The organism is Stakelama saccharophila (assembly GCF_032229225.1).
Lineage (GTDB): Bacteria > Pseudomonadota > Alphaproteobacteria > Sphingomonadales > Sphingomonadaceae > Sphingomonas > Sphingomonas saccharophila.
Map to the genome: position 1 here is coordinate 2,373,710 of NZ_CP135076.1, position 24,230 is coordinate 2,397,939.

The following is a 24,230-nucleotide window of genomic DNA, read 5'->3' on the forward strand; positions in this document are numbered from 1 at the left end:
CTACGGCTTCGGCGGGCCCATGCGGGTCATGCCGCCTCTCCCACCAGGCCCTCCAGTGCCGCCGTCGTCAGCGGACCGGCGCAGAGAAATCCCTGGTAATATTGGCAGCCTTCCTGCGCCAGCAGATCCGCCTGCTCCCGGCTTTCCACGCCTTCGGCAATCACCGAAAGACCGAGCGAACGGGCCATGTCGATCACGCCGCGCACCACGATCCGGTCGCGGACGCTGCCGGCGATATCCTGCGTCAGCGCGCGGTCGATCTTGAGGTAATCGAGCGGAAGCGCCTTCAGATAAGCCAGGCTGGAATAGCCGGTGCCGAAATCGTCGATCGCCACGCGGCATCCGGCGGTGCGCAACTCGGCGAGCAACAGCGCGGCATTGCCGAGTTCGGCGATCAGGCCGGATTCGGTCACCTCCACCGTCAGGCGCGAGCGGGGAAAGCCGCTGGCGTCGATCCGGCGCAGGATCAGGTCGGCAAATCCGGCCCTGGCGACGTCCTCGGCCGTGACGTTGATCGACAGACGCAGGCCGGACAGTATCGCGGGCCATGCCGCGGCGGCGCGCAGGGCCACCTCCTGGACGTGGTCGGACAGCGCGATGCCGAGTCCGGCACGCTCGGCTGCCGCAAACAGCATTTCCGCGCCGATCTCGCCGAGCGCGGGATGCCGCCAGCGCGCCAACGCCTCGACGCCGGTGATGACGCCGCTGCCGATGGCGACCTGCGGCTGGAACAGCGTCTCGATCTCCCCCTCTCCAAGCGCCCGACGCAGATCGAGGGCAAGCTGACCGATTGATTGCCGCGCCACCGTCTCGGACCGCGGCGTCGCGTCGTTCCCGCGGCCCGATCGCATATCCGCCAGCCGTTCGCCGCCGCGCCGCAGGAATACCGTTGCATCATCGCCATTGCCGCTCTCCAGGACCGCAATCCTGGCGCCCAGCGGCGCGGTATTGCCGCCCGCCACGAAGGGTCGGGCGAGCAACGTCTCGATCTGCGCCGCCGCAAGCTCGACGCGGGACAGTCCGTCGTCCGTGATCACCGCAAAATCGGAACCGCCGATCCGCGACACCAGCGTAGCCCGGCCCAGCGTTTCATGCGCCGCCTCCACCAGCCGCCGCGCCACGGCGCGCAGCAGCGAATCCCCGGTGGCTTTCCCATAAGCGGTGTTGACGATGCCGAATTGCGTCAGGGAAACGAATATTGCCGCAATCGACCGCCCGGCCGCCAGTCGCCGATCGATCCACCGCCGCGCCGTCGCCGCATCACCGGCGCCGGTGAGCCCATCCTCGCGAGCGATTTCGATATCGGCGCCTTCGTGCACGGGTTCGATCACCGCTTCGATCCGTCCGCCGCGCGGTTCGCGCCGCAAATGGGCGATACCGCGCCCCATTCCGGGCATATCATGGGCAAAGGCGGTGGTGAGCGCGCCCGCGCGCAGGCGGCGGATCGCAGCATAGGCCGCACGCCGCTCATCCGGCCGCAGCCGGCGCAGCAATTCCAGCGGGCGCGCGGTTGCTGCGTCCAGCATCGCCGCCAGACCCGGCGCCAGCGCGATGGTGCTGCCGGCTGGATCGTATCGCCAGCCGAGCGCCCCCTCGCGTTCGGCGATCTGCCGCCAATCGGCGCCGCCGCGCCCGGCCTGCGCCTCGGCGAAGCGCACCGCCGCCACCAGTTCCGTATCGTCCATCGGGCTCGTCACGAACTGGGTGGCGCCGGCCAACAGAAAGTCCCCCAGCCTGTCGCTGTGTCCGCGCGCAACCACCACGAGCAGCGCTCCGCCGCAAGCACCGACCGGCCCCGCCAGCAATTCGGTCGCCGCGACGGCTTCCGCAACCGCGCCCCGTGCATCGACGACCGCGACCGCCGCGCCGCTCGCGAGCCAGCGGCGGTCCGCCCCGCTGCTTCGGCGCGCGGCGATGACCGGCCAGCCCGCTTCGCCGAGTATCGTCGCAAGCTCGTCGCGATGCCGGAACGACAGAACGAACAGGGGCGCTTGTGTCGCTGCTGTCCGATCCGCCACGCTGTCTCCCGTCCCCATCGGCTCCTGTCTATCGCGTCGCGCGCCTTCTGCCTATCGTCAAAGGCAGGGTTGTACGCCCTCCGGCGAAGGCTTAGCTCTGCAATATGGCGAGCGCTCCTTCCCTGATCGACCGGCACGGTCGAATGATCTCCTATCTGCGCATTTCGGTGACGGACCGATGCGACCTGCGCTGCCGCTATTGCATGGCCGAGCACATGACCTTCCTGCCGCGCGACCGGGTTCTTTCGCTCGAAGAGATTGCGCAGCTCGCCGAACGCTTCATTGCCCGGGGGGTACGCAAGATCCGCCTGACGGGCGGCGAGCCGCTGGTACGCCGCGACATCGCCGAACTTGCCGCCTGGCTCGGCAGCCATCTGGACGGCGGTGGCCTCGACGAACTGACGATGACGACCAACGCCAATCGCCTGGCGCCGCATGCCGAAGCGTTGCGAGCAGCGGGCATCAGGCGGATCAATGTCAGCCTCGACAGTCGCGATCCGGAAACCTTTCGCTTCATCACCCGGCACGGCGACATCGACCAGGTGCTCACCGGCATCCGCGCCGCCCGCGATGCCGGGATCGCGGTCAAGATCAACATGGTCGCGCTCAAGGGGCTGAACGATGCCGAGATCGCGCCCATGCTGCGCTGGTGCATGGACGAGGGCTACGACTTCACCCTGATTGAAACCATGCCGCTGGGCGCGATCGACGAGGATCGGGTCGATCGGTTCCTGCCGCTGACGCAGGTGTTCGAGGATCTGCAGGGGCAGTTCGATCTCACCCGCTCCGGCCACGCCTCGGGCGGCCCGGCGCGCTATTGGTCGGTGGACGGCAGCGATATCCGGCTCGGCCTGATCTCGCCATTGACCGCCAATTTCTGCGACGGATGCAATCGCGTTCGCCTCACCACCGAGGGCAAGCTCTATATGTGCCTGGGCCATGACGACCAGGTCGACCTGAAGACCGCCCTGCGCGAGGGCGGCGCGGCGGCGGTGGACGCGGCCATCGATCACGCGCTGAGCAACAAGCCCGCGCGCCACGATTTCCGCATCGAGCGCGATGCCGCGCCCGCCGTCGCGCGCCACATGAGCGTCACCGGCGGATGACGGTTCCGGCCAAGCGCGCCCTCGTCGCGTCCGGCGCCAAGCCAGCCCAGGTCGCCGCGCAGGAACTTCGCGACAGCCTCGACTGGGTGCCGGTGGAGGAAGCCGACATGATCGTCGCCCTGGGCGGCGACGGATTCATGCTGCAGACGCTGCACGAAATGCTGGAAAAGCGTCGAATCCTGCCGGTATTCGGCATGAACCTGGGCACGATCGGCTTTCTGATGAACGACTGGCGGCCTGAGGGACTGGAGCAGCGCCTGGCGCGGGCCAAGCCGTTCAAGGTTAGTCCACTGGTGATGCGCGCGCAGACCATCGACGGGGAACGCCTGCAACTGCCGGCGATCAACGAGGTATCGCTGCTGCGCGAAACGCGGCAGACGGCCAAGCTGGAGGTGATGGTCAACGACCGGATCGTCCTGAACGAGCTGATCTGCGACGGCGTGCTCGCGGCGACGCCCGCCGGGTCGACCGCCTACAACCTTTCGGCCAACGGCCCGATCCTGCCGCTGGGATCGAAGCTTCTGGCTCTGACGCCGATCAGCCCCTTCCGCCCCCGGCGCTGGCGCGGCGCGATCCTGCCGGAGCGGGCGAAGATCGCGATCCGGGTGCTGGAGCCGGACAAACGCCCCGTCAGCGCGGTCGCCGATCAGCGCGAAATCCGCGACGTCGCGCAGGTCGATATCGAAATCGACCATCTGCGCGATCTCACGCTTTTGTTCGATCCCGAACACGCGCTGGACGATCGCATCACGATGGAACAATTCATTGCGTGAGCGCTTGCAAAGCGATCAAATCCGCTGCTATAGGCGCGCCTCTCGCAAGGCGAGCCGCCTTGGCAGCCCAGGCATTCCCCGGTAGCTCAGTGGTAGAGCAATCGGCTGTTAACCGATCGGTCGCTGGTTCGAATCCGGCCCGGGGAGCCACCGTCTCACAAAGCGAGACGATCGCCGAAATCGTGATGCGATTTCACCGCCACTTCTATTATCTGCGCTGAATTGAAGCACTCCGTTGCCCTCGATTGGAGCAGCGGGTCAGACCTGGGTGTAGCTTAGCGCACCTGGCTTGCGCCTTCTCCTTTATCATCGCTGCATCCGATAGCGTTCTCCTGCCATGAACTGCCGTCTGGACGGCATCAGCGCAATCTATAATGCGCCTTCAGGAGTGATTTGGCGTAACGCGGATGGTCAAAAAGCCCGGAGATATCAATCGCGAGTTCGGCGGAGGTAGCGTGCGCAGACCCATGAACGGCGATTGGGCGTCTCAACTTGTCCGTCCATGCGCGGCTCCCGGCTCTGAAAGCGGTCACACCGGCGTTGGGGACCCCGAACCACCAAATTGCCGCTGGGCAGGCGCGCTTCTCGGCTAGGTTCAGCTATCCAGGGGTGCCGGTGCGGTGCCGGTAGCCGGATTATATCCCGGCGCGTCGGGGTCTTGCGGGCGGTGTGCGCCTTGCCCGTGCGAGGCGCTTTCCCGCCAGGCGCGATAGAGAAGGTCCCGCAGCATCGCTGCGCCGCCGGCGATCCGATCATAGACGAAGCCGCGCGCCTCTTCATCGCTGCCGTCGGCGAATGCGCCGCGCGGGTCGAGCTGAAAGATCGTCTCGACCTTATCGGCATTGCCTTGGAGATAGGCGAGCACGGCCTCAAAAATGTCGCCTTGCTGGTGCGCTGGTGCTCCGATCTTCCCGATCACGTCCGAGGCCGACAAACCAATCGCATCGACGAATTGCGATTCAAACCGGCCGTGGAGCGCGTGGTCGCGCGTATAGGCGTGCGGATTGGGTCCGAACCAGCCTTCGCAATGAATACTGTCGTGCATCGGATTGACGCCGTCACCCAGATAATGGCCTATTCGTGCGACGTAGAAGGCAATCGTCTGCTCGGTATGCGCCGTATCTTCTTCATTGGTTTCCTGGCGCACCTTTGCCATCTCGCGCCGCAGATATTTCGATCCCCAGCCCGGCGTCAGGGTCGCGCCGATGACGCGAATGCCCTTGGCGTGCGCCTTGCCGATCAGACTGCGATAGCCGGCGACGAGATCGGCGGCGGTCAACGCCCCGCCCGAGCGCCAGATATCAGCTCGAAGCATCGCCGATTTGGCGACGGAAACAGATAGGTTTTCGGATTGCGAGCATCAGCGGAGACTCGGCCAATACCAGCCAATGTTCTCTCTTTTGTTCGGAAATGGCGCGCCCGAAAGGATTCGAACCTCTGACCCCCAGATTCGTAGTCTGGTGCTCTATCCAGCTGAGCTACGGGCGCGCAGTGGGAGGCGAAATAGAAGGGCTTTCCTGTCGACGCAACCCCGTTGCGCAACCTTTTTCCACACCATAGAGCGAAACCATGCGTCCTATCCCAGCAATCTCCGCCATCTGCCTGTGTCTCGGCGCCTGCGCGGCCGATCGCGGCGATTATCCTTCGCTGCGGCCGCGGGCGGTCGAATCGGCAGCCGACGATGCGGCCGGGTCCGATGCGGCGTCGCTCGAACCCGTGGTGAAGGACGAGGCGCTCGACCGGCAGGTCGCTGCCCTGGCCGACCAGGTCCGAAGTGCGGCGAACGCCTTTGACGAGGCGATGCGGCGGGAACGGCCGGCCGTTCTCGCCGCGCGCGGCGCCGAAAACGGTTCGGGTGCCTGGATTGCCGGCCAGGCGGCCCTGGCGACGCTCGATGCCCGGCGCGGCGCGTTGCTGTGGCCGCTCGCCGATCTGGAACAGCTCGCGATCGACCGCGCCGGGGCGGGCCAGCAGCCTTATCCGGCGCTTACGGTCGCGATCGACGAGGCGCGGCAGGCCGACTCGGCCGCCGCGGCGCAACTGGCGGAGATCGACGCGATGCTGGAGCCGGCCGACGGCGGCTGAGCCCTACCCGCCGCCATCACTGTCGAGCACGCGCAGCAGCGGCACGATCGCGGCGTGGCCGTCGGTCCAGCGTACCGCACCCTCGCCGGCGTCTAGCGGCCGCCAATCCCCGCCACGATCCATCAGGCGACGCATCACCGTTTCACTGCGCGTCATCGCGATCCAGTCCGACACCGTGTCTGCGGGCACATCGGCGCGCGGTGTATAATCGAGTTCCCGGACATACCAGCCGCCCGCCCGCGCCGCACCGGCAACCACCGGTTCCAGCCGCAGAAAGCGATTGGAGATATGGACGAGCAAGAGGCCGTCCGGCGCCAGCACCCTGCCATAGGTAGCGAACGCCTGCTGCGTCATCAGGTGGATGGGTACGGCGTCGGACGAAAAGGCGTCGAGCACCAGCAGGTCGAGGCTGTCGGCCGGCCGATTCTCCAGCGACAGCCGGGCATCGCCGATCGTGATCGGAACGCGCGGCAGGCAGTTGCGGAGGAAAGTGAAGGCGCCGGAATCGCGGGCGATCTCGACCACGTTCGGATCGATTTCGAAGAACCGCCAGTGCTGGCCCGGCCGTGCATAGCAGGCAAGCGTCCCCGCCCCCAGTCCGACGACGCCGACACGGGCATGTGCGCCGTAGAGCGCATCGAGCGACAACATCGCCCGGCCGACGCCGGAGCCGCGCGCATAATAGCTTGTCGGCATGCGCTGGCGCTCGGGCGGGCCCAGAAGCTGCATCCCGTGCAGAGTCGTGCCGTTGGCGAGCACCATCGTGTCGCCTTCGACCCCGACGGTATAGACGCCGAAATAGCTGCGGGTCCGCGCGCCCTCGGCCGAATAGACGAGCGCGCGATAGCCGCCGAACAGCAGGAGCGCGCCGGCCAGCATGAACAGAAACAGCCAGCGCCGCCCGATCGCCAGCACGCCGATCGGCATCAGCAAAAGGAATGCCATGCTGTCCGGTCCGCGGCGTCCCGGCTCCGACAGGAAGAGCGACGCCGCCACGATCCCGCCGGCGAGCAGCGCCAAAGTGAATGCGGCCGATCGCGGATGCCAGGGCCATAGCTCCCACAGCCGCCCGATCTGTGGGATCAGCGGATATTGCGGGGCCAACAGGCCGGCGGCCAGGATCAGCAACGGATACTCGTAGGTCCAGTCGAACAGGATGGGCGCGATCAATCCGGCGAACACGCCCCCCAGAGCGCCGCCCACCGCCATCGCGAGGTAGAATCCCGTCAGCCGGTCCGGCGCGGGGCGCAGGTCGTACAGGCGGCTGTGCAGCGCCACCGCAGCCACGAACAGCAGCATGAGCGCCATGGCGACGTTGAGAAACGGATATTGCTCGTGCCCGGCCATCATCACACCGCCGAAGACGAGCAGGACCATCGGCGCGAAATGGGTGATGAACTCCGCCGTCGATCGGCCGGTGGCGAAGGCGATGGTGAAGCTGAGCAGATAGAGGCCGAGCGGCATGACCCATAGGAGCGGCGCGGCGACGATGTCCGTGGTGATGAAGGTCGTCGTCGCCAGCATCAGGCCGGAAGGGACAAAGGCGTAGGCGATCCACGTCGCGCGGCGGCGCCAGCCCTCCGGTGCGGAGCGCGCCACGGGATCGTGGTGCCGCCGCGGGTTCGGCACGCGCCATGCGATCAGCGCGACCAGCCCGCCGAGCGCGATATAGCCCAGCGTCCACATCAGGCTTTGCCCCGACAGGGTCAGCCCCGGCTCCGCCAGCAGTGGATAGGCGATCAGGCCGGCGAAGCTGCCGAGATTGGATGCGGCATAGAGGGCATAGGGATCGCGCCCGCCCGATGCGCTGGCATACCAGCGCTGTACCAGCGGCGCCTGCGCCGCCACGGCGAAGAATAGCGGCCCGATCGAGATGCCGAGCAGCCACGGGACCCAGAATGCAGGCTCCACGCCCTCGGGCAGTCGGCCCTGCATCAGCCCGATCGGCAGCCAGAGGGCCGCCGCCGCCAATACCAGGAGATGGGTCACCGCCTGTCGCCGCGGCGACCAGCGACGCAGCCAATGGGCATAGGCATAACCGGCGAGCAGCAGCGCCTGATAAACCAGCATGGCCGAATTCCACACCGCCGGCGCGCCGCCCAGCCGTGGCAGCGCCATGCGCGCGACCATCGGCTGCACCAGGAACAGCAGGAACGACCCCAGCAGCACCGTGACCACGAACAGCGGCGTCCAGCCGCGCGCGTTCGGGTGGTTGGTCACCGTCATATTGGGGTCTCAGGCGATGTCGGCACGCGGACGCGGCAGGACATAGGTGACGGTGCTTCGCCGATCGTCGCCGACCGGATATTTCGGGTGCTCGAAACCGCCGCCGGGCAATTCCTGCATGCCGAGCCGCCGCATCAGCCCCAGGCTGCGCTGGTTGCACGCGGCGGTGATGGCGACGATCCGTTCCGCCGGGAACCGCCGCCAGCCATCGGCCAACACCGCCTGCATCGCCTCGATCGCATAGCCGCGCGCCCAGTGATCGCGCGCCAGCATCCAGCCAGCCTCGATCTCGCCATCGATGGGCGTGCCCTCCGCGCCCGGCTTCAGGCCGGCGAAACCGATCACGGCGCCCCCGCGGCGCTTTGCCACGACCAGAAAGCCCAGCCCCCGGTCGCGATAGCCATCGTGGCGGGCAAGCGTCTCGCGGCTTTCCTCCGCAGTCTTCACGGGCGCGAGGTCCGCCATCACCGCAGGATCCGCCCACATTGCGGCCAGCGCGGCGAAATCGCCCGCCTGGGGAACGCGCAGGAGCAGGCGTTCGGTTTCGATCACGCGTTCAGCAACCGCGCCGCATGTGCCGCATGATAGGTCAGCACGCCCGAGCAGCCGGCGCGCTTGAACGCCATCAGCGTTTCCAGGACCAAGCCGTCGCGATCGCCCGCGCCGGCTGCCACTGCCGCCTCGATCATCGCATATTCGCCCGACACCTGATAGGCGAAGACCGGCACCTCGAACGCGCGCTTCACCCGCAGAACGATGTCGAGATAGGAAAGCCCCGGCTTCACCATCACGCTGTCCGCGCCCTCGGCCAGGTCGAGCGACACTTCGCGCAAGGCTTCCTCGGCATTGGCCGGATCCATCTGATAGGTCTTCTTGTCGCCCTGGAGCAGCCCGCGACTGCCCACGGCCTCGCGGAACGGCCCGTAAAAGGCGCTCGCATATTTCGCTGCATAGGCCATGATCTGGACGTTGAAGAAACCGCCTTCCTCCAGCGCGCCGCGAATCGCGCCGACGCGGCCGTCCATCATGTCGCTGGGCGCGATGATGTCGGCGCCGGCCTCCGCCTGCGCCAGTGCCTGACGGACCAGCACCTCGCTCGTCGCATCGTTCAGGACATAGCCTTGCGCGTCCACCAGCCCATCGTGGCCGTGGGTCGTATAGGGATCGAGCGCGACGTCGGTCAGCACGCCCACGTCCGGTACGGCGTCCTTGATCGCCCGGATGGCGCGGCACATCAGATTATCGGCGTTGTATGCCTCGCGCCCGTCCTCGCTGCGCAGATCGTGCGGCGTATTGGGGAACAGCGCGATGCAGGGAATACCGAGCGAGCGCGCCTCGCGCGCGCGGTCCACGATGCCGGAAATGGGCCAGCGCGAAACGCCGGGCAGGCTCGCGACCGGCTCCTCGGCGTCACCAACGCTCACGAACATGGGCCAGATCAGGTCGGCCGATGTCAGCACGTTTTCCGCAACCATGCGCCGGCTCCAGTCGGCGGCGCGGGTACGGCGTAGGCGGAGGGCGGGAAAGCTTGCGGTCATGGCCGCGGGTTGTGCGCCAACCCAGGTGACTGCGCAAGGCACCGCGCGACGGACGACATGGGGACCCGAAACCGTTTCGGACGTTGTACGAAGCGATGTATCCGATCCGATCCGCCGCCATGATCGTCAATGCCAAGTCCCGGCGCGGGCGCGACCTGTTCAAACAGGCCTGCAGCGCGATGAAGGACCTGCCCTTTCCGGTCGACGCCCGCGCGGTGCGCGATCCCGGGGAGCTGGAAAGCACGTTGGAGGCAGTGCTGGAGCATGAACCCGACCTCGTCATTCTGGGCGGCGGCGACGGCACGATCAGCGGTCTGGTCGATAAGCTAGTCGGCCGGGACGTCGTCCTGGGTGTCCTCCCCTTCGGCACGGCCAACAGCTTCGTGCGCAGCATGGGAATTCCGCTGGACATCGAAGGGGCCATCCGCGTGATCGCCGAGGGCGAGCCCCGCCGCATCGACCTGGGCATGATCGACGACGACTATTTCGCCAATTGCGCCGCTATAGGCCTTTCGCCCAAGATCGCGGAGACGGTGCCCGACCGGCTGAAGCGCTATCTCGGCCGCGTCGGCTATCTCGCCTGGGCGACGCTGCAATTCGCCAAGTTCAAGTCCTTCACCGTCGTCGTCGGCGAGGGTGAGCACGAACGCCGCGTCCAAGCAGTGGAGGTCCGCATCTCCAACGGCCCCTTCCACGGCGGCACCGAACTGGTGGATTGCGCCGAAGTCGACAGCGGCACCATTATCGTCGAGGCGGTGCAGGGGCATTTCAGACGCCGCCTGTTGAAGAACTGGGGCGCAAGCGTCCTGCGCCTTCCGGCGCGGACCGACGACGTCATCGATTTCCGCGGCACCTCGTTGAAGCTGCGTACCGAGCCGCCTCTTCCCATCTCCATCGACGGCGAAGTCCTGGCCAGGACTCCCGTCACCGCCCGTATCGCCGCCGGCGTTATCGAGGTGATGGCGCCAGGTACGACGCAGCGGGATTCCGACTGACGCCCTATCCCGTCGGCTTGAACATCCCGGCGGGCTCCGCATCGGCGTGCGACCGCTCCTCGCATTCCGCCTCTTCCAGCCGCGGCGCGAGGTGGATCTCCCGCCATTTCCCGAACCGGTAATAGAAAATCGCCATCACCATCGTCGCCGCCGATCCCAGCGGGAAGCTCCACCACAGGGCGTCCGCGCCCCAACTCGGCAGCAACGCATAGGCGAAGCCGATCCGCACCGGATACAGCGCCACGAACAGGATCCCGAGCGGCGCCATCACCGCGCCGTTCGCCCGGACGGTCGAAAACAGCACCATCGTCACGCCGAACAGGATGAAGCCCCAGCTCGCGACCAGCGAGACATGCTCAGCGATCGGCAATGCCGGGCTGTCGCCGGTCAGGAAGATGCCCAGGACCGGACGGTCGAACAACGTGATCAGCGCCACCATCGCACCCGTCAGCGCCAGATTGGTGAGCACGCCGGATCGCGTGATGCGGCCCACCCGGTCCCACCGGCCGGCACCGATATTCTGCGCCGCCATCGCACTGACCGCCGCACCGATGGCGAGTGCGGGCATCTGGATATAGGTCCACACCTGTTGCGTGACGCCGTAAGCGGCGACCGTCTCCACCCCTTCGCGATTGACCAGCCCGACCATGGTGAGCCCCGCGGTCGACATGACGATCATCTGCGTGCCCATCGGCAGGCCCTTGGTCAGAATCGTGCGGATGAGGGCAGGATCGGGAATCAGATAGCGCCATTCGCGGCCGCGCAGGCGTAGCGGCAGATCGCGGGCATAGATGAACCAGACGAGGCCGATGACGGCGACGAAATTGCCGACCAGCGTCGAAGTCGCCGACCCCGCGATCCCCATGCGCGGAAACGGCCCGATTCCGGCGATCAGCAGCGGGTTGAGGCCGCTGTCGAACAGAACGCTCAACCCCATGAACCAGAGCGGCGTCGTCGAATCGCCCGCACCGCGCAGCGCCATCATCACCAGGATCAGCAGCATCATCGCCGGCAGGCCCAGAAAGATCACGCGCAGATAGGTCAGCGCCAGCGCCATGGCGTCGCCGGGCGTGGCGAGCAGCGTCAGGATCTGCGGCGCGAGGATCCAGCCGAGGATCGCGATCAGCACTGCGCCGCCCATGACCAGCCCGACCGCGGAGCCGAAAGCGCGCCGTGCCGCATCCTCGTCGTCGCGGCCGAAGGCCTGCCCCACCAGGATCGTCGCCGCCATGCCGAAGCCGAACACGGCGCCGAACATCAGGAACATGATGATGTTGGCGTTCGACGTCGCCGCCAACGCCGCCTCGCCCAGAAAGCGCCCGACCCAGATCGCATTGATCGATCCGTTCAGCGACTGGAGGACGTTGGACCCCAGCGTCGGCAGCGCGAACAGGAGCAGCGTCCCGGCGATGGGGCCGGAGATCAGGTCCCGGCGCGCTCCTCCCCTCCCGCTTGCGGGAGAAGCCGGGGGAGGCCTTGTCGGCATGTTCGCTCCGGTCACACTCCCTCCCCTAGCCCCCTCCCGCAAGCGGGAGGGAAGTTTAGCTCAGCCGCGACAGTGCCGCTTGCAAACGCTCCGCCTCGGCCGCCTTGTCGGCGTGATCGGCGCGCGCCTTCTCGACCGCCTCGGGCTTGGCGCGTTCGACGAACTTCGGGTTCTGGAGCCGCGCGGCGAGCGAGTCCCGCTCCTTTTCCACCATCGCCACACCCTTTTTCAGGCGCGCGCGTTCCTCGGCGATGTCGACCACCTCGGCGAGCGGCAGCATATAGGTGACATCGTCCAGCACGAACGTCGCGCAGCCTTCCGCCTGGTGCGTCACGCCCGACCGGTCGAGCCGCTCGTGCGTGCCGGTGTCGAATACCGTTCCGGACCGCAGGAACTCGACCCAGTCGAGTCGTGCCAGTCTGTTGAGATAGACCGCGTTGGCCTGGATCAGCCCTTCGAGATCGGTGATGACCGGCCCTGCGCTGCCGCCGGCGACATCCTCTTCGATCCACATGTTGGTGCGCGCACCGGGCGGTACGTTCAGTTCCGCGCGCGTGCGGCGGATTTCGGAGACCAGGCGGATCAGCCAGTCGATCTCCTTGCGTGCTTCGGGATAGAGCGCACGCGCATCCGCGATCGGCCACTGCGCCACGATCAGGTCGTGGTCCCGCTCGCCCAGCGCATGCCACAGCTCTTCGGTGATGAACGGCATGAACGGATGCAGCATCACCAGGATCTGGTCGAACACCCAGCCCGCGACCGTTCGCGTCTCTTCCGAATCCAGCCCGCGCTCGCCCTGCAGGATCGGCTTGATCAGTTCCAGATACCAGTCGCAGAAGCGGCTCCAGACGAACTGATAGATGGTGTTCGCCGCCCCGTCGAAGCGCAGGTCGGCAAAGGCCAGGTCGATTTCCTGCACCGTCCGCACCGTTTCGGCGATGATCCAGCGATTGACCGCGAAATTGGCCTTTGGCGGCTCGACATGCGCGCTGCCACCGATGCCGTTGGCCTGGCAAAAGCGCGCCGCGTTCCACAGCTTGGTGCCGAAGTTGCGATACCCCTCGACGCGGCGTTCATCCATCTTGATGTCGCGGCCCTGGCTTTCCATTGCCGCCATGAAGAACCGGAGCGCATCCGCACCGTATTTGTCGATCAGGCCGAGCGGATCGACGGTGTTGCCCTTGGATTTGGACATCTTCGCACCGTCGGCGGCGCGCACCAGACCGTGCAGGTAGAGCTTTTTGAACGGCACATCGTCCAGGAAATGCAGCCCCTGCATCATCATCCGCGCGTCCCAGAAGAACAGGATGTCGAAGCCGGAAATGAGCACGTCACCCGGATAGCGGCGGCGCCATTCGGCGTCTCCCCTCCCGCTTGCGGGAGGGGTCGGGGGAGGGACTGAGCCGTGGGAGGATGCAAAATCGCCCTCCCCTAACCCCTCCCGCAAGCGGGAGGGGGATTCCTCCGGCCAGCCCATCGTCGCGAACGGCCACAGCGCCGACGAGAACCAGGTGTCGAGCACGTCCTCGTCCTGCCGGAGCGTCACGCCCTCGCCGGCCTTCGCCTGCGCGGCTTCCGCATTTTCGGCGACGACGATGCTGCCATCCTCGGCATACCACGCCGGGATTCGGTGCCCCCACCAGAGCTGGCGGCTGATGCACCAGGGCTGGATGTTCTCCATCCAGTTGAAAAAGGTCTTTTCCCAGCTCTTCGGCACGATCTCGATCCGGCCCGATCGCACCGCCTCGATCGCTGGCTTGGCGAGCGTTTCGGCATCGACATACCATTGGTCGGTCAGCCAGGGTTCGATAACGGCGCCGGAGCGGTCGCCATAGGGCGTCTGGATGACGCGGTCCTCGACCTGTTCCAGCAGCCCTTCGGCCTCGATCGCCTGGACCACCTTCTTGCGCGCCTCGAACCGGTCCAGCCCGAGAAATTCCTCAGGGATCAGTCCGTCCGCGGTCTGCACGACCCTTGCGTCGGCGCCCAGCATGTTGAGCATCTCGGCCGGCTTCAGCCCCGCGCGCTTGCCCACTTCGAAATCGTTGAAATCGTGGCCCGGCGTGATCTTCACCGCGCCCGATCCGAGTTCCGGATCGGCATGCTCGTCGGCAACGATCGGGATCTCGCGCCCCGTGATCGGCAGGCGCACCGTTTTGCCGACCAGCGCAGTGTAGCGCTCATCCTCGGGATGCACGGCGACGGCCATGTCGGCGAGCATCGTCTCCGGCCGGGTGGTCGCGACATGGATGTGCCCGCTGCCGTCGCTCAGCGGATATTTGAAGTGCCAGAACTGGCCCTGCACCTCGCGCGTCTCGACCTCCAGGTCGCTGATCGCGGTGCCGAGGCCGGGATCCCAGTTCACCAGCCGCTTGTCGCGGTAGATCAGCCCATCGTCATAGAGGTCGACGAACACCTTGAGGACGGCCCTGGAAAAGCCCTCGTCCATCGTGAAGCGCTCGTTCGCCCAATCCATCGAACAACCGAGCCGGCGAAGCTGGCCGGTGATCTGTCCGCCGCTTTCCGCCTTCCACTCCCAGACCTTGCGGACAAAGTCCTCCCGGCTGAAATCGGTACGTTTCTCGCCGCGCTCGCCGAGCCGGCGCTCGACCACCATCTGCGTGGCGATGCCTGCATGGTCGGTGCCGACCACCCAGCGCGCGTCCTTGCCCTGCAACCGTGCATGGCGGACGAGGATGTCCTGCAAGCTATTATCGAGCGCGTGGCCGATATGCAGGTTGCCCGTCACGTTGGGCGGCGGATTGACGATCGTCCAGGGTTCGGCCCCGTCGCGTGCGGGGCGGAACAGGCCATTCTCCTCCCAGTGTCGATACCAGCGGGTTTCGATGTCGGCGGGATCGAAGGTCTTTGGCAGCTCGCTCATGCCCCAGCACTTAGCGGACATGCGCGCCCGTGCAAGCGTCTCGGTCGGGTGACGGCGGTCGGCCCAGTGGAAGAATCTGCAGCTTCCGCGACAGGTCGGCGCGGCAACAGGATTTGCGCACCAGTTCGAAACGGCAATTATTCCCGATGATTCGCCCGACCGCAGGCGTTCACCCGTCCCGCTCGGTGATCCGGGAAATTTCCTTCGCCACCATCCGCTCGACCATGCTGGGCAGGTTGGCGTCCAGCCAGTCCCGCAGCATCGGTCGCAGCATCTCGCGCACCATCCCTTCCAGCGTGTCGGAACCGGGCTGGTCCGGCTTCACGATCATGCGCGACAGCGTTTCGAGCTGACCCCGACTCGCAGCCGCCGCATGGGTCGAAAGAATGGTCTCCGCCCCGGGGCCGGCACCAGGCTCCGGCTGGCCGGTGGACGGACCGGTGCTCGCAGGTTGTTCGCCCGGTTCGTCACCGTCGCGGGCGGGGTCTTCGGGCGTCCTGGACGTCTGCGGCCCGTCGCTTGAGGGCTCCACGGCTTCGGCCGCGATCTGGTGGCGGACGCGCTCGCGTGTCGTATCCCCGATCGCCTCGGCAACCGCTTCGCGCAGTTCCAATACCGCGTCGGCCGGATCACGCGGAGCATCGTCACCACGCTCCGCCGACGGCGACCGCGGCCGCCGGTCGGCGCGTTTGTCGCCGGGTTCGCCCTCTTCGGCGATGATCCGCTTGATGGAGGCGAGAATGTCTTCCATCGACGTGTCGCTACTGATGTCCCCCATCACGGCATCCTTGACAGGCCTTTAAACGCCGTCACCTGCGCAAACATGATCGGCGATGTCAACGGCCAATGCCCGCGGGGCATCGCATTCCACCCTCAATCGTCGGCCGGATTCGGCGCCTTCTGCTCGCCGGTTTCCGGGTCGACGGCCAGGGTATCGTCCAGATCGCCCGTGACAGTCGCGGTCTGCGGCTCGGTGTCGGCGGTGCCGGTGGCGGCGGGTTCGGGCGCAGGGTCATCGTCCCAGTCCCAGAACTTGCCTTCGACCCGTTCGTAATGGACCGTGGGATCATACAGCCCGCCGGCGTCCAGTTGCAGGTCCTCGGCCTCGGCCTCCCCCATCGCGGCCAGCAGCGCGAAACCGGCGACATAGGCATTGCGCTGCGCCGTCACGAGATCGACCTGCGCGTTGAGCAGTTCCTGCTCGGCGTTCAGGATGTCGAGGATCGTGCGTGTGCCGACGCTGTTTTCCGCCCGCACCCCTTCCAGCGAAAGCCGGTTGGCGCGCACGGCCGCTCGCGAGGATTCGATCTGGTACTGCGATGCCTGCCAGGAGGCATAAGCGGAACGCGTCTGCGCGACGACATCGCGTTCGACCGCCGCCACCTGCTCGATCGCCGAACCTTCGCGAGCCTGCGCCTGGCGCACCTGCGCCGCCGGCCGCCCCCCTTGAAACAGCGGCATGGTGAGGGCAAGGCCGACGGTGGCCGACGTGCCGCTCTGCCCCACCTGGACGCCGGTGCCGGATCCCAGCGAACCCAGATAATTGTAATAGTCGCCGCCCACCACGACATTCAGTTTCGGCAGCCGGCCGGCGCGCGCCGATTGCACGTCGAAGGCGCTGGCATCGCGCGAACGCCGCGCAGCGATGAGGCTGGGATTTTCATCCAACGCCACGTTGACCGCGACCGCGGGACCGTTCGGCATGTTGGGAAGATCGGGCGGCGGCTGCAGATCGGTCGGCTCCTCCCCGACGACAGCGATATAGTCTTCGCGGCTGGAAATCAGCGATGCCTGGGCGCTGCGCAATTGCCCCTGCGCCTGGGCCAGGCGCGCTTCCGACTGGGCGACGTCGGTTCGTGTCAGGTCACCGACCTCGAACCGGTCCTTGGTCGCCTGCAGGTTCACCTCCAGGGCGTGAACGTTGCGCTGGTTGAGTTGCACGACGGCCTGGTCGCGGATGACGTTCATATACGCGGCCACCACATCGGTAAAAAGCTGCGCCTCTGTCCCGCGCAGGTTGGCGCGGCCGGCGAGCACCCGCGTTTCCGCCGCGCGGACGCCGTTTTCCACCGCCCCGCCCTGATAGATCGGGATGCCGAGGCTTACGCCGCCGGTGGCCTGCCGGCCGGGCGAGGTAAAGGTATTTCCCGGCTGTAGCAGATTTTCCGTATATCCCGCCCGCGTATCGACGCTCGGCCGGCCATCGGCCTTCGCGATCGGCACGTCCTCGTCCGTCGCGCGCAGGTCCGCGCGGGCGCCTGTTATCGTGGGATTGCTCCGATACGCCCGGATCAGCGCCTCGCGCAATGTATCCGCCTGAGCCGGGCCGATCGTCAGGGCGACGGCGGTGGTGCCGAGGATCAGACGGGCCAGGCGTGACATGCAACTCCTCTCGAGCGTCAAAAGGTAAAGCGTTTGGGTCGATCGAAGCCGGGAAGGATCGCGCAATCGGCATCGGCGAAGTCGAACAGCCCGAATCCGCCCTGCGTGCGCTCCCCGACCGCCAAGCGCGTAACGCCGCGATCGACGATGCCGGTCGCGATATGGGCGCCTACACGCGCTTGGGCGACGATTTCGGCGGGCAGGTCCTCGACCGCGCCGTCGACGATGATCGCGTCATAAGGCTGGCCGACGGCCCAACCGGCGCAAAGCGGGCCCTCGACCACCTCGACATTCTTGACATCGGCCAGGGCCTCGCGCGCCAGGCCGACGAGATCGGGATCGACCTCCAGCGCCGTCACCGATTTCGCGAGCAGCGCGATCACCGCCGCCGTATAGCCACCGGCCGCACCGATCAGCAGCACCGAATCGTCGCGGCCGATCCGTGCCTCGGTCAGCAGCCTTCCGGTCGCCATCGGCAGATTCTGGTGCCGGCCGCGACCCAGCGGCAGCAGCGTATCGCGATAGGCGATCTCGCGAACACCGTCGGGCAGATACCGTTCCCGCGGCACCACGGCCATTGCCTGCACCACGCGCGCATCGTCGACCGCATTGGTGCGAAGCTGGCTCGCCACCATCGCGCGGCGCATCTTTTCGAAACGGGAAAGATCGGCTTGGTTGTTCATCACATCACCCTGTTCGCACAACTGTGTTAGCCATGCAATACACATTTATGGATGCTGGGCTTCTATCGCGATGCGCGCGTCTAGCCAAGCGATCAGGACGACAAAGCGGCGTCGCACCGCGCGGTGCAACTCGGTGGTTGACAGACGCGCCGGCTGCTGCGCATGACGCGGCGCCTCGGCCCGATGGCGGAGTGGTTACGCAGAGGACTGCAAATCCTTGCACGCCGGTTCGATTCCGGCTCGGGCCTCCATTCTCCGAACATGCACGACTGTAGCGCCCATGCCCGCGGAAAATGATGCTGGTCGACCGATGCCGCGCCTCGGCACGTCAGCAAGAGTGCCCGACCGGGAAGCCGCGACCCTGTCTGCCGCTGCCGTTATACCCAATATCGGGTTGATTGGTGCTTGAATACGGAATCGGAACCTTCTCTACGTCAAGATATTATATGCTTGATGGCATAATTTGGAATGGGTGATGCGCGAACCTCAGGTGCATACGATTGCCAGGCTGTTCGTGGAAGCAAGTGACGGCGACGCCGGAAACCACGACGGTGGCGAGGAAATCGCCGCCGGGCCGTTCATCATCATCGCCCGCGCCCTGAAAACCATGGCGGCAAGGACCGATCGCACATTGTGGATCGAATGCGAGGGGCACCGCGTATCGGCCGAGGATGCGATCGCCGCGGTGAACGAATGGTTCGGAACCCGCAGGGCCGACGCTGCGATGGCCCTGCCCGCCCACGCCTCCGCCGGACTCGCGCGATTTCGCGCCATGCGCGAACGCCGATCCGACGCCGCACCAAGCGGCCTGACGCCGGCAGCCTGAGCAGGCCGCGACCATTCGCGGCTGGGCAGGCTGCTCGACCGCTGACCCGGTTATTACCATGACCTCACCCGCTTGCCCCGAGCTTGTCGAAGGGCCGCTTTCTCATTCTGGTCGCGTCGTTCGCGGAAAAAAGACCGGGCTTCGACAGACTCGGCCCGGCCGGACGGTGTTTCAGCGCGGTCGACCGCTCGCCGCACACAATGGGGAACGCCTCCCCACCCGGGACGTTCGTTTGACGGTGGACAATCGGAACCGATCAGGAGCGTACTTTCCATGACCGACATCGCCGTCACCCAGCCCGTCGAGCGCATTGCCCGCATTATCTGCGCGCAGGATTTCAGCGAAAAGTGCGAAAAGGTCGGCTCCGGCCGCGGCGCTGCGATGTCGGCGGCGGTCAGTGCGCATTGCGACCGATCGTGGCAGGACGAGATCGCCCGCGCCGCCGAAATCCTGCGGACCATCCGCGAACCGACCGAAGCCATGGCCAGGGCGGGCGACGCCACCGATGGCAGCGCCGCCGACAAATGGAACGCGATGGTGCGCGTCGCACTCGGCGAAGCCGATTGAGCACGTTGCGCCCGGCGCATGGCACAGGCTAAGGCGCGCGCCATGACCGGCGCGCCCCTTACCCTCTATAACAGCCTCACCCGCAGCCTCGAGACCTTCGAGCCGCTCGACCCCAAAAAGGGCGTGCGCGTCTATTCCTGCGGGCCGACGGTCTACAACTACGCACATCTCGGCAACCTGCGTGCCTATGTCTTCACCGACACGCTGTCGCGCGTGCTGACGTGGAAAGGTTATGCGCTGACCCACGTCATCAACATCACCGATGTCGGCCATCTGACCTCGGACGCCGATGCCGGCGACGACAAGATGGAAGCCGCCGCCAGGAAGCAGCAGCAGAGCATATGGGAGGTTGCCGCCCATTATACACAGGCGTTCAAGGACAATGTCGCCGCGCTCAACATCCGCGCGCCCACCCGCTGGTCGGTCGCGACCGACCATATCGGCGAGATGATCGACTTCGCGAAGCGCATCGCGCCCGACCATTGCTACGAAATCGACAGCGGCCTTTATTTCGACGCGACGACGGTGCCCGATTACGGCCGCCTCGCCGGCGCGCGCGACGATGCGGGCGAAGGCCGGATCGACCCCGTCGCCGGCAAGCGCCACGCGCAGGATTTCGCGATCTGGCGCAAGTCCGCGCCGGGCGAACAGCGGCAGATGGAATGGGACAGCCCCTGGGGCAAGGGGGCGCCCGGCTGGCATCTCGAATGCTCGGTGATGAGCGAGAAATATCTCGGCTTTCCGTTCGACATCCATACCGGCGGCATCGATCACCGCGAGATCCATCATCCCAACGAGATCGCGCAGAACCAGGCATTCTGCGCGTGCGGAACCATGCAGCCCGGCTTCACCGGTGCGCATTTCTGGATGCACAACAATTTCCTGGTCGACCGCACGGGCAAGATGTCGAAGTCGAAGGGCGGCTTTTCGACCCTGTTTGCACTGGTCGAGGCAGGCATCCATCCTCTCGCCTATCGGCTGCTCTGCCTTCAGGCGCACTATCGCAGCGAACTGGAATTCGGCGCCGATCACATCCTTGCCGCGCTGACCCGCCTGAAGCGGCTGGTGATGGCGGTGCAGACCCTGCGCGATCGTGCCGAACTGGGCGACGCGTTCCCCGCGCCGAACGAGGCCGCGATCGCCGAACTCGATGCCGCGATTTCGGACGATCTCAACACGCCGAAGGCGCTGACGGTGCTTGAAGCGATGCTGGCGAACAAGAAACTGTCGGTCGAGGAACGCCTCGGCACGCTGCAGGCCTTCGACGCCCTTCTCGGCCTCACGCTGCTCGAACTCCGGCGCGAGGACCTCCGCCTCCAGCCGCTGAATGCCACGCTTGGCGAACACGAGGTTCGGCAGCGTGTCGAACGCCGCCGGGACGCGCGCGCCGCAAAGGATTTCGCCGCCTCCGACCGCCTGCGCGACGAACTCACCGCCGCCGGAGTCGACGTAATGGATGGCGATCCGATGGGCTGGGACTGGCAGATCCGGCTGGACTGATCCGACGAAACGCGCGGATGCGTGGTAAGTCAGGCGACCGGAACGAGCCTCAGCCCTGCAGCTCGCGCATCAGGCAGCGCACCGCGCCGTCGATCTCCACATCCTTGCCGCGCAGATCCTCGATCCGGCGGACGGCATGGATGACGGTGGAATGATCGCGGTTGCCGAACTTGCGCCCGATCTCGGGTAGAGAGCGGGTCGTCAGGCGCTTGGCCAGATACATCGCGATCTGGCGCGGCCGCGCGATGGAAACGGCACGACGCGCCGACACCAGGTCGATCTGACCGACCTCGAAATGGGCCGAAACCGCGCGCTGAATCTCGTCGATCGTGACGCGCCGCTGCGATCCGCGAAGGACCTCGCCCAGTGTCTGGATGGCGAAATCCATGGTGATGGTCTCGCCGATCAACTGCGCATAAGCGACGATGCGGTTGAGCGCGCCTTCCAGCTCGCGCACGCTTGTCGTGACGCGCGATGCGATAAGGTCCAGCACCTCGTCCGGCACGGACGCACCGTCTACGCCGCGCAGCTTGCGTTCCAGGATTTCGCGGCGCAGCTCACGATCGGGTTGTCGGATATCCGCGACCAGGCCGGAGGCGAGCCGGCCGACCAGCCGGCCGTCCACACCGTCCAGCGCCCGCGGCTCCCGATCGGCGGCAATGACGAGGCGTTTGCCCGCGCTCATGAACTCGTTGACCGTATGGAGGCATTCCTCCTGGGTCGAATCCTTGCCGGCGATGAATTGCAGGTCGTCGATCATCAACAGATCGACGCTGCGCAACCGGGCCTTGAAGGTGAAGGTGTCGCGCGATCGCAGCGCCTGCACGAATTCGAACATGAAGCGTTCGGCCGGCATGTAGATCGCCGTAGCATCCGGCCTGGTGGCGAGAAACGCATGGCCGATGGCGTGCATCAGATGCGTTTTGCCCTGCCCCGTCGCACTGTGCAGGTATAGCGGACTGAAGCGCGGCGCCCCCGGCTCGGCAAGCGCGCGCGCCGCGTTCGCGGCGACCTGGTTCGACTCGCCGGTCACGAACCGGTCGAAGGTCAGGCGCGGGTCGAAGCGGTAGCGTTCGCCGGCGGCCGATGGCATCGCCGGGCTGGCCGCCACAGGATCGGACCCCGGGTTCGCCTTCGCCGCTCCGTCCGGCGCCTTCAGGACGCGCGCCTCGGTGTCGCGCAGCGTTTCGATCGAAACGCGTCGTATTTCGGGCAGCAAGGAGCGGAATTCGAATGCCAGCCGCTCGCCGTAATGATTCCGCACCCAGTTGGTCATGAAGGCGGACGGCAGGCCAAGCCGGACGACATCGGCCTCATCGTCATCCGCGATCAGGGTGATGGGCTTCAGCCACTGTTCGAACAACCGCTGTCCGGCGGATGCACGCAGGTTCTTGCGCACGCGCTCCCATGCCCGGACCTTGGCGACTTCGTCCTCCTGCTGCCCTGCACCGATCACGCGACCAAACCTCTCCCCATGACGGAACCCCGACCCGCCTGCCTGCTCCGAACGAAAGACAAAGCTGTCCCCTAGCCGGAATCGACATCCCGCCTGGACTGCGAAGCTTCGCTTGATCCCTCAGCGAGAATCTCGCCGGGGAGGTTGTGTGTAGATAACAGCCGACGAGTCGATCAAGAGCACACACTGTCACGCAACCGAAATATATAAGTTGACAGGCCGCCAGCGTAGGAAATGCGTCGAATATCTTCGATTATCGCTGTTTATCAATCGCTTATCCGGCACTATTCTCGACGCCGCGGGCTCGACTCGTGCTTTCTCCAATGGTCCCGCAGCGGGGTACGGCGCCATAGAAAAAGCCCCGCCGAAAGGCCCGGCGGGGCTTTTTGTTTTACCCTAAGGACTTGGGCCGGGAACGGCTTCAGCCGAGTGCGGCAACCCGTTTCGTCAGGCGCGAAAATTTGCGCGAAGCAGTGTTCTTGTGCAGCACGCCGTTCGCGACACCGCGCGCCAGTTCAGGCTGCGTCGCCTGGAGCGCCGCCTTCGCCGCGTCCTTGTCACCGGCTTCCAGCGCCGCCTCGACCTTCTTGACCTGGGTACGGATGCGGCTCAGCCGCGAACCGTTGATCGCTGCGCGACGCTCATTGCGCCGAATACGCTTTTTCGCCTGCGGCGTGTTCGCCATGCTCTTCTCAATCCTGTTTTTTGCGTAAACCGTCGCCCGCAACGCGAAGCTCGCGTTCGGGAAAGCGCGCCCTTTACCGGTTCGGACGCAGACGGTCAACCGCCTCAATGCTGGCACCTGGGGCACCAGAAGGTGGATCGCCCGCCGTCGACACGGCGCCGGACGATACCGCCGCACGGGCACTGCGCGTCCTCGCGGCCATAGACCCGCCACTGCTTGGCGAAATAGCCGAGTTCGCCATCGGGCCGGGCATAGTCCCGCAGCGTCGATCCGCCCGCCAGGATCGCCGCTTCCAGCACCGCGCGAACCGCCGGTACGAGCCGTTCGAGCCGCTGCCGCGACACACTGCCCGCCTCCCGCCAAGGCGCGACCCGCGCCAGGTTCAGTGCCTCGCATACATAGATGTTGCCCAAGCCGGCAACGATCCGCTGGTCGAGCAATTGCGCCTTGATCGATGCCCTGCGCCCTTTCAGCGCGCGCATCAGGTGGCGCACCGTGAAATCTTCCCCGAGCGGCTCCGGCCCCATCGCCGCGAATGTGGGATAGCACGGCAAAGCATCGGTCGGGACGATATCCACCGATCCGAATCGCCGGGCGTCGTTGAGCGCGAGCCGCCGACCGGCATCGGTTTCGAGCAGGAGGTGGTCGTGCTTCAGTTCCTCGCCCGGATCGAGCCGCCAGCGCCCCGACATGCCGAGGTGGAAGATTACGGTGTCGCCGCGATCGGTATGGACGAGCCCGTATTTGGCCCGACGCCCTACGCCGGTAACACCCGCCCCGGTCAGCCGCTGGCCGAGGTCGACCGGGATCGGCCACCGCAGGTCGCGCCGCCGCACGACGACGCGCGTCAGCCGGTGCCCCTCCAGCACGGGCCGCAGGCCTCGGACGGTCGTTTCCACTTCGGGTAATTCCGGCATGACGGATCGGACTGCTAGGGCCTCGCTTGCCGAACGGCAATGCGGATCGCGAACGGCGCCGCGCCGGGCGTTGCCGTTTTCCGGAACAGGCCCTACAGCGAGC

The 24,230-nt window shown here is 66.3% G+C and carries 20 protein-coding genes and 3 tRNA genes; 9 read left to right on the forward strand and 14 right to left on the reverse strand.

Annotated features, from left to right (window positions below; genetic code table 11):
• Positions 1-26: 26 nt before the first annotated feature.
• Positions 27-2,018, reverse strand: a complete 1,992-nt coding sequence (locus RPR59_RS11000; RefSeq protein ID WP_313913980.1) for a putative bifunctional diguanylate cyclase/phosphodiesterase — start codon at positions 2,016-2,018, stop codon at positions 27-29.
• A gap of 104 nt (positions 2,019-2,122) precedes the next feature.
• Between RPR59_RS11000 and moaA the strand changes: the two genes are divergently transcribed.
• The 3 genes from moaA (at position 2,123) to RPR59_RS11015 (ending at position 4,047) form a co-directional block, all read left to right on the forward strand.
• A complete protein-coding gene (moaA, locus tag RPR59_RS11005; protein ID WP_313913982.1) occupies positions 2,123-3,124 on the forward strand; it encodes a GTP 3',8-cyclase MoaA in 1,002 nt (333 codons plus the stop codon).
• Positions 3,121-3,897, forward strand: coding sequence for an NAD kinase (locus RPR59_RS11010; RefSeq protein WP_313913984.1), 777 nt, complete (start codon positions 3,121-3,123; stop codon positions 3,895-3,897). Before moaA ends, RPR59_RS11010 begins: the two co-directional genes overlap by 4 nt.
• A gap of 75 nt (positions 3,898-3,972) precedes the next feature.
• Positions 3,973-4,047: transfer RNA gene (locus RPR59_RS11015), tRNA-Asn, on the forward strand.
• A gap of 445 nt (positions 4,048-4,492) precedes the next feature.
• Here the strand turns inward: RPR59_RS11015 and RPR59_RS11020 are convergent.
• Both RPR59_RS11020 and RPR59_RS11025 read right to left on the reverse strand, forming a co-directional pair.
• The gene (locus RPR59_RS11020; RefSeq protein WP_313913986.1) at positions 4,493-5,212 is read right to left on the reverse strand and encodes an SGNH/GDSL hydrolase family protein; all 720 of its coding nucleotides are present in this window, start codon (positions 5,210-5,212) and stop codon (positions 4,493-4,495) included.
• A 96-nt stretch (positions 5,213-5,308) separates the two neighbouring features.
• Positions 5,309-5,385: transfer RNA gene (locus RPR59_RS11025), tRNA-Arg, on the reverse strand.
• Positions 5,386-5,466: 81 nt separating this feature from the next.
• On the opposite strand from RPR59_RS11025, the gene RPR59_RS11030 reads away from it, so the two are divergent.
• Positions 5,467-5,982, forward strand: coding sequence for a hypothetical protein (locus RPR59_RS11030; protein WP_313913987.1), 516 nt, complete (start codon positions 5,467-5,469; stop codon positions 5,980-5,982).
• Between the two features lie 3 nt (positions 5,983-5,985).
• Here RPR59_RS11030 and RPR59_RS11035 read toward each other — a convergent pair whose 3' ends face one another.
• From RPR59_RS11035 to hemB, 3 genes are read right to left on the reverse strand one after another with little or no spacing between them, the layout of a single operon-like run.
• On the reverse strand, positions 5,986-8,208 hold the full coding sequence (locus tag RPR59_RS11035; protein ID WP_313913989.1) for a fused MFS/spermidine synthase: 2,223 nt from the start codon (positions 8,206-8,208) through the stop codon (positions 5,986-5,988).
• A gap of 9 nt (positions 8,209-8,217) precedes the next feature.
• Positions 8,218-8,760, reverse strand: a complete 543-nt coding sequence (locus RPR59_RS11040) for a GNAT family N-acetyltransferase (protein WP_313913991.1) — start codon at positions 8,758-8,760, stop codon at positions 8,218-8,220.
• On the reverse strand, positions 8,757-9,746 hold the full coding sequence (hemB, locus tag RPR59_RS11045; RefSeq protein WP_313913993.1) for a porphobilinogen synthase: 990 nt from the start codon (positions 9,744-9,746) through the stop codon (positions 8,757-8,759). Before hemB ends, RPR59_RS11040 begins: the two co-directional genes overlap by 4 nt.
• A 95-nt stretch (positions 9,747-9,841) precedes the next feature.
• Between hemB and RPR59_RS11050 the strand changes: the two genes are divergently transcribed.
• Positions 9,842-10,741, forward strand: a complete 900-nt coding sequence (locus RPR59_RS11050) for a diacylglycerol/lipid kinase family protein (RefSeq protein ID WP_313913994.1) — start codon at positions 9,842-9,844, stop codon at positions 10,739-10,741.
• Positions 10,742-10,745: 4 nt separating this feature from the next.
• On the opposite strand, the gene RPR59_RS11055 is transcribed toward RPR59_RS11050, so the two are convergent.
• The 5 genes from RPR59_RS11055 to RPR59_RS11075 all read right to left on the reverse strand — a co-directional run bounded on the left by RPR59_RS11055 (position 10,746) and on the right by RPR59_RS11075 (position 18,176).
• Entirely contained in the window at positions 10,746-12,227 is a 1,482-nt protein-coding gene (locus tag RPR59_RS11055) for an MATE family efflux transporter (RefSeq protein ID WP_313918472.1), read from the reverse strand.
• Positions 12,228-12,282: 55 nt separating this feature from the next.
• The gene (locus RPR59_RS11060) at positions 12,283-15,111 is read right to left on the reverse strand and encodes a valine--tRNA ligase (RefSeq protein ID WP_313913996.1); all 2,829 of its coding nucleotides are present in this window, start codon (positions 15,109-15,111) and stop codon (positions 12,283-12,285) included.
• 169 nt (positions 15,112-15,280) lie between these two features.
• Positions 15,281-15,889 (reverse strand): DUF2497 domain-containing protein, encoded by a 609-nt coding sequence (locus tag RPR59_RS11065; RefSeq protein WP_313913998.1) that lies wholly within the window; start codon positions 15,887-15,889, stop codon positions 15,281-15,283.
• Positions 15,890-15,984: 95 nt separating this feature from the next.
• Positions 15,985-17,493: a TolC family outer membrane protein gene (locus tag RPR59_RS11070; RefSeq protein ID WP_313914000.1), complete on the reverse strand. Its 1,509-nt coding sequence runs from the start codon at positions 17,491-17,493 to the stop codon at positions 15,985-15,987.
• 17 nt (positions 17,494-17,510) lie between these two features.
• Positions 17,511-18,176: a protein-L-isoaspartate O-methyltransferase family protein gene (locus RPR59_RS11075; RefSeq protein WP_313914002.1), complete on the reverse strand. Its 666-nt coding sequence runs from the start codon at positions 18,174-18,176 to the stop codon at positions 17,511-17,513.
• Between the two features lie 177 nt (positions 18,177-18,353).
• Between RPR59_RS11075 and RPR59_RS11080 the strand changes: the two genes are divergently transcribed.
• The 4 genes from RPR59_RS11080 (at position 18,354) to cysS (ending at position 21,069) form a co-directional block, all read left to right on the forward strand.
• Positions 18,354-18,427: transfer RNA gene (locus RPR59_RS11080), tRNA-Cys, on the forward strand.
• A gap of 224 nt (positions 18,428-18,651) precedes the next feature.
• Positions 18,652-19,002, forward strand: coding sequence for a hypothetical protein (locus RPR59_RS11085; RefSeq protein ID WP_313914004.1), 351 nt, complete (start codon positions 18,652-18,654; stop codon positions 19,000-19,002).
• A gap of 273 nt (positions 19,003-19,275) precedes the next feature.
• Positions 19,276-19,569 carry a hypothetical protein gene (locus RPR59_RS11090; protein ID WP_313914007.1) on the forward strand — a complete coding sequence of 98 codons (294 nt, stop codon included), beginning with the start codon at positions 19,276-19,278 and terminating at the stop codon, positions 19,567-19,569.
• Positions 19,570-19,587: 18 nt separating this feature from the next.
• Positions 19,588-21,069, forward strand: coding sequence for a cysteine--tRNA ligase (gene cysS / locus RPR59_RS11095; RefSeq protein WP_313914009.1), 1,482 nt, complete (start codon positions 19,588-19,590; stop codon positions 21,067-21,069).
• Positions 21,070-21,118: 49 nt separating this feature from the next.
• Here the strand turns inward: cysS and dnaA are convergent, their stop codons facing one another.
• The 3 genes from dnaA to mutM all read right to left on the reverse strand — a co-directional run bounded on the left by dnaA (position 21,119) and on the right by mutM (position 24,127).
• Positions 21,119-22,525 carry a chromosomal replication initiator protein DnaA gene (dnaA, locus tag RPR59_RS11100; RefSeq protein WP_313914011.1) on the reverse strand — a complete coding sequence of 469 codons (1,407 nt, stop codon included), beginning with the start codon at positions 22,523-22,525 and terminating at the stop codon, positions 21,119-21,121.
• Positions 22,526-22,946: 421 nt separating this feature from the next.
• Entirely contained in the window at positions 22,947-23,210 is a 264-nt protein-coding gene (gene rpsT, locus RPR59_RS11105; RefSeq protein ID WP_313914012.1) for a 30S ribosomal protein S20, read from the reverse strand.
• Between the two features lie 104 nt (positions 23,211-23,314).
• Positions 23,315-24,127, reverse strand: a complete 813-nt coding sequence (gene mutM, locus RPR59_RS11110) for a bifunctional DNA-formamidopyrimidine glycosylase/DNA-(apurinic or apyrimidinic site) lyase (protein WP_313914015.1) — start codon at positions 24,125-24,127, stop codon at positions 23,315-23,317.
• Positions 24,128-24,230 lie beyond the last annotated feature (103 nt).

Coding starts and splice junctions, on each gene's coding strand:
- RPR59_RS11065 (WP_313913998.1), bottom strand. CDS start 15,889: ATGGGGGACATCAGTAGCGACACGTCGATGGAAGACATTCTCGCCTCC.
- RPR59_RS11010 (WP_313913984.1), top strand. CDS start 3,121: ATGACGGTTCCGGCCAAGCGCGCCCTCGTCGCGTCCGGCGCCAAGCCA.
- RPR59_RS11085 (WP_313914004.1), top strand. CDS start 18,652: ATGCGCGAACCTCAGGTGCATACGATTGCCAGGCTGTTCGTGGAAGCA.
- mutM (WP_313914015.1), bottom strand. CDS start 24,127: ATGCCGGAATTACCCGAAGTGGAAACGACCGTCCGAGGCCTGCGGCCC.
- rpsT (WP_313914012.1), bottom strand. CDS start 23,210: ATGGCGAACACGCCGCAGGCGAAAAAGCGTATTCGGCGCAATGAGCGT.
- RPR59_RS11035 (WP_313913989.1), bottom strand. CDS start 8,208: ATGACGGTGACCAACCACCCGAACGCGCGCGGCTGGACGCCGCTGTTC.
- RPR59_RS11090 (WP_313914007.1), top strand. CDS start 19,276: ATGACCGACATCGCCGTCACCCAGCCCGTCGAGCGCATTGCCCGCATT.
- RPR59_RS11050 (WP_313913994.1), top strand. CDS start 9,842: ATGTATCCGATCCGATCCGCCGCCATGATCGTCAATGCCAAGTCCCGG.
- RPR59_RS11055 (WP_313918472.1), bottom strand. CDS start 12,227: ATGCCGACAAGGCCTCCCCCGGCTTCTCCCGCAAGCGGGAGGGGAGGA.
- RPR59_RS11030 (WP_313913987.1), top strand. CDS start 5,467: ATGCGTCCTATCCCAGCAATCTCCGCCATCTGCCTGTGTCTCGGCGCC.
- RPR59_RS11070 (WP_313914000.1), bottom strand. CDS start 17,493: ATGTCACGCCTGGCCCGTCTGATCCTCGGCACCACCGCCGTCGCCCTG.
- RPR59_RS11060 (WP_313913996.1), bottom strand. CDS start 15,111: ATGAGCGAGCTGCCAAAGACCTTCGATCCCGCCGACATCGAAACCCGC.
- RPR59_RS11020 (WP_313913986.1), bottom strand. CDS start 5,212: ATGCTTCGAGCTGATATCTGGCGCTCGGGCGGGGCGTTGACCGCCGCC.
- moaA (WP_313913982.1), top strand. CDS start 2,123: ATGGCGAGCGCTCCTTCCCTGATCGACCGGCACGGTCGAATGATCTCC.
- cysS (WP_313914009.1), top strand. CDS start 19,588: ATGGCACAGGCTAAGGCGCGCGCCATGACCGGCGCGCCCCTTACCCTC.
- RPR59_RS11075 (WP_313914002.1), bottom strand. CDS start 18,176: ATGAACAACCAAGCCGATCTTTCCCGTTTCGAAAAGATGCGCCGCGCG.
- hemB (WP_313913993.1), bottom strand. CDS start 9,746: ATGACCGCAAGCTTTCCCGCCCTCCGCCTACGCCGTACCCGCGCCGCC.